This is a genomic window from Candidatus Eisenbacteria bacterium, assembly GCA_035577985.1.
In the GTDB taxonomy this organism is placed as follows: Bacteria; Desulfobacterota; Binatia; order DP-6; family DP-6; genus DATJZY01.
Genome location: DATJZY010000017.1, coordinates 1 through 4,565, shown reverse-complemented (window position 1 = coordinate 4,565; position 4,565 = coordinate 1). Strand labels below are relative to the sequence as shown.

The following is a 4,565-nucleotide window of genomic DNA, read 5'->3' as shown; positions in this document are numbered from 1 at the left end:
TCGATCAGCACTTCGTAGTAGAGATGCGATCCGGTCGCGAGGCCGGAGGCGCCGACGTATGCGATCACCTGTCCGCGACGCACGTGGCTGCCGGGCCCGAGACCGTTCGCGAAGCGCGAGAGGTGGGCGTAGGCGGTCTCGACGTGCTCGGAGTGACGCAAGCGGATGTAGTGACCGTAGTTGCCGCGCCAGCCGATCGTCTCGAGGACGCCGTCGGCCGCGGCGTGGACGGGCGCACCCGTAGGCGCACCGAAGTCCACCCCGCGATGGAACTTCCACAGACCGAGGACCGGATGGATGCGCCAGCCCCAGGGCGAGGTGATGGGAGCGTCGCCGACCGGCTGCTCCAGGCGCAACGGCATCACGCCGCGTCCGCTCGCCTCGACGAAGGCGACGTCGTTGCCGTTCATCGGGTAGCGGTAGACCCTGTGCTCGGTGCCGTCGCTCTGCAGCGACGCGTACCGAAGATGCGCCGCATCGCTGTCCCCCCCGAGTCCCTCCAGAGCCTCGTAGACGACGGTGAAGCGGCTGCCCGGCATCGGATGCTCCGGCAGGTCCGGATCGCAGGCGAATGCGACGAGCGCCTCGTCGATCACCGCGGCCGGCACTGCCGCGGCCGCGAGCGCGGCTCGGAACTCGCCTGCGACGTCGCCGGAGCGGCTGTGCACGGCGAGCGACCATTCGCTGCGCGCCGGCGACGACCGCGGCAGTGCAAAGTTGCCGTCGCGGTCGGCGACGATCGTCAGGTCCTGATGGCGCGCCGTCGTCACGTGCAGCGAGCGGATGTAGTGATGGCCCGCCGACGTGTCATCGCCGAGCTGGATCGACACGCGATCGCCGCCTCGCAGGGATCGCGGATCGAAGAAGTCGTCGAGGGCCGCGACCGCGGCGTAGGCCTGCTTCCGATCGACGTGGGCGCGGAGCAGGGCACCGACCAACGTGTCGCCGCGGCCAATGGTCAATGCCAACCCGCCGGTGGCATCCGGAGCTACGCCCGCCGAGTCGGAGCGCGCCGCGCGTGCCATCGAGCCGACGACGAGCACGCCCGCAAGCAGCGCGGCAGAGAAACGGAGTCCGGCCGAGAACGTGCAGGCGCGCGCCAAGGTCTCCCCCCCCTTCCTTGGATCGACGGCGCGGACCGTAGCTTGAGCGGATGACACCGCACTGGAGCGACGTCATCCGTCGTTCATGCGAGGCGTTCGTTCCCGGTCGAAGTGCAGGATGCGCGTGCTGTTCACGACGACGACCAGCACGGCGAAGCTCTGAGCCAACGCGCCGGCGAGCGGATCGAGGACGCCGGCGGCCGCTAGGGCGATCAGCGCCACCGCGAATCCGAACGCCAGCCACACGTTCTGGCCGATCACGGCGCGCGTGACGTCGGCGAGTCGCACGAGCAGCGGCAGGCGATCGAGGTCGGCCCCGAGCAGCGCCACATCGGCGCCCCCGAGCGCGACCTCGTTGATCTCGGCGCCGATCGCCACGCCGACGTCGGCTCCGCCGAGTGCAGGTGCGTCGTTGACGCCGTCACCGACCATCATCACGGTGCGGCCGGCGCTCTGCTCGGCGCGCACCAACTCGAGCTTCTGCGACGGCATCACTTCCGCAACGACTTCGTCCACGCCGAGCGCGTCGCCGACGGCTCGCGCCACGCCCGTCTTGTCCCCGGTGAGCAGGATCAGCCGATCGATTCCGAGCCGCCGCATCGCCTCGAGCGCCTCGCGCGCATCGGCGCGGGGCGGGTCGCGAAACGCGATGCGCCCGAGGTAGCGCTGCCCGAACGCGACCCACACGCCGGCCGCGTCCTCCGAGCCGCTCTCGCCGGGATCGATGCCGAGATTCACGAGCAAGGCACGACGCCCGAGCACGGCGCGCTCGCCATCGATCACCGCCACGACTCCGAGTCCGGGCTGCTCCTGTAGATCCGTGGGCGCTGCGACTTCGACTCCGCGCATGCGCGCCCCCGCCACCACAGCGCGGGAGAATGGATGCAGCGAGCCGAAGCCGCAGGACGCCGCAACACCGAGCAGGCGTTGCGCCGAGATCCCGGGCGCCGGCACGACCTCCGCGAGCTGCGGCGCTCCCATCGTCACGGTGCCCGTCTTGTCGAGCACGAGCGTGTCCACCTCGGAGGCGCGCTCGAGGAAGTCGGTGCTCTTGATCAGGATGCGCAGTCGCGTCGCCGCGGTCATCGCCGCCACCATGGCGGCAGGACCGGCGACGACCAGCGCGGTCGGCGTCGCGACGACCAGCACCGCGATCGCGCGAGAGAGCTCCTGGGTGAAGAAGAGCGTCGTGGCGGCCAGGGTGAGGACCACCGGCAGCCACACGCCAGCGCGTCGCTCGAAGAGGCGGAGCACGGGCACGGTCGTCCGCTCCACCTCGGCCAGCAGGCTGACGACGCGACCTAGAACCGTGTCGGTACCCGTCTCGCGCGCCTGCACGCGCAGCAGTCCGTCGAGGGCGACCGTGCCCGCGAAGACGGGGCTGCCCGGCCCGACGTCCTCGTGTCGCGACTCGCCGGTCACCGCGGACTGGTCCACGGCCGCCGTCCCCACCAGCACCGCTCCGTCCACCGGGATCCGTTCACCGGGCCGCACCAGGATCACGTCGCCCTGGACGAGGCGCGCGGGATCGACGCGCTCCTCCACGCCGTCGCGCCAGCGTGTCGCCTGTCGTGCGGCGAGGGCCCGGATGCCGTCGATGGCGGCGCGCGCGCCGAGGGAGCTGCGCTCCTCGAAGAGCCGCCCCACCTCGAGGAAGAGCGGCACGAGTGTGGCGGTCACGAAGTCGCCCATCGCGATCGCCGCGAGCACCGCGATCGCGACCAGCTGATCGGTCGCGCCGCGCGTCTCGCCGGTGAGGATGCCGCGCACCCCGGCGATCAGGATCGGTGTTCCGACCACGACGGCCGCGAGTCCGCGGAGCACCTCGCCGAGCTGCCACTGGCCCGGCGCGAGTCGGATCAGGAGCGTGCCGAGGGCGAGCAGTCCGACGCCCACGAGCCCTGCGCCGAGGCGCATGCCGATGCGGCGGCGCTCCTGCGCCGAGAGCGCTCCGGCGGGCATCGCGCTCGAGTCCGCCTCCATGCCGGGCGCGATCGCGCTCACGGAAGCTCCTCGGGCGGTCGCCCGAGCGGCACCGTCGAACGGTTCGACTCGCTCGGGGGACGCTGCGGCTCGGGAGCGACGAGAACGCGCAGGCCGTGATAGTCGCCTCCCGCGGGCGGCGGAAGCCAGCGGACTGCGCCCGCCGATGCGACCGCCCGCTCCACCCCATCGCGATAGAGACGCTCGCGCACGACGGCGGGATCGGCCCGGTACTCGCGTTCGAGAGCGAGGAAGGCGTTCGCGTCGCCCTGCGCCCTCGCTTGGTCGGTCGCCGCGTCGGCGCGGGCGGACTGCACCTCGGTGTTGGCGGATGCGTTGGCCTTGGGAACGATGTCTTGGGCGAACGCCTGCGCGTCCTTCTTCTGGGTCTCGGCGCCGATGTACGCGCTCTGCACTGCTTCGAAGTCCCGCCGGAGCGCGACCGGCGGAGAGAGGTCGGTGAGCTCGAGCGAGACCAGCTCCAAGCCGGAGCCCGCGGCGTCGAGGCCCGCCTGCGCGCGACGCGTCACTGCCTTGATCAGGTCCTTGCGCTGGTCGGAGAGGACCCGATCGACGTCCATCTCGCCGAGCGAACGGACCGTCGCAGCGATCACCTCGGTGCGCACGATCTCTTCCGAGGGCGGGCCGTAGAACGCCCATTCCGCCGCATCGTGCACCCGGAATCGTGCGACCAGCTGGACGTGGACGATGTTCTGGTCGCCGGTGAGCGCATAGCCCACGGTCAGTGGATCGAGCGTCGTCGCGCTGGTCCCCACGTACGACGACGGAGCCAGTCGGACGGGCAGCTCGCGTACGTTCCGGGTCTTCACGCGCACGACCTGGTCGACCGGCTTCGGGAACGCAAAGAGAAGGCCGGGGCCGTGTTCGCGGGTCGCCGGGGAGTCGCCAACCACTCGTCCCCAGCGCTCCACCACACCGACCTCGTCCGGCCCGATCACCGTGATGCCCGACACCGCGTAGAGGAACGCCATCGCTGCGACCCACCAGTGCATGCGTCGCCACGCCGCGTCGAGCAGGCGACCCAGCGGCGCGACGAGCAGTCGGAGCTCCGAGGGGGCGGCGGACCTCCTCATCGGCCGCTTGCGCTCTGGCTCTGGAGCAGCGAGAACGGTTCGGTGTCGGTCCGGAGGATCAGGCTGGTGTTGTCGTTGATCAGCTTGTCGAGGGACTCCAGGGACCGGGTGAACTTGTAGAACTCCGGATCCGCGCGATTCGCGTCTGCGTAGGTCTTCGCCACCAGGGCGGCCGACTCGCCGCGGATGCGGGCCGCCTCCTCGGCGCCCTTCGCGCGGATCTGGGCCGCTTCGAGGCTGGCTGCGGAGCGGATTCGACTGGCCTCGCGTTCGCCCTCGGCCCGGAATTTCGCCGCGTACTGGCGGCGCTCGGCGCGCATCTGCTCGAACACGGCGGTCACGTTCTCCTCGGGCAATGCGATGCGCTCGAGCCGGATCTGCTCGA

Annotated in this window: 4 protein-coding genes; all 4 read right to left on the bottom strand. The window is 71.2% G+C overall.

Translation table 11 applies throughout. The features are described from left to right. Positions 1 to 1,103, bottom strand: a 1,103-nt coding sequence (locus tag VMS22_02105) for a M23 family metallopeptidase (GenBank protein HXJ32805.1), incomplete at its 3' end; no start/stop codon positions are given. Positions 1,104 to 1,175: 72 nt separating this feature from the next. Beyond that, on the bottom strand, positions 1,176 to 3,107 hold the full coding sequence (locus tag VMS22_02100) for a cation-translocating P-type ATPase (GenBank protein HXJ32804.1): 1,932 nt from the start codon (positions 3,105 to 3,107) through the stop codon (positions 1,176 to 1,178). Beyond that, positions 3,104 to 4,180 (bottom strand): protease modulator HflK, encoded by a 1,077-nt coding sequence (locus tag VMS22_02095; protein HXJ32803.1) that lies wholly within the window; start codon positions 4,178 to 4,180, stop codon positions 3,104 to 3,106. The genes VMS22_02100 and VMS22_02095 overlap by 4 nt, the downstream gene beginning before the upstream one ends. Continuing rightward, positions 4,177 to 4,565, bottom strand: a 389-nt coding sequence (locus VMS22_02090) for a protease modulator HflC (GenBank protein ID HXJ32802.1), incomplete at its 5' end; no start/stop codon positions are given. The genes VMS22_02090 and VMS22_02095, both read right to left, overlap by 4 nt.

Coding starts and splice junctions, on each gene's coding strand:
- VMS22_02095 (HXJ32803.1), bottom strand. CDS start 4,180: ATGAGGAGGTCCGCCGCCCCCTCGGAGCTCCGACTGCTCGTCGCGCCG.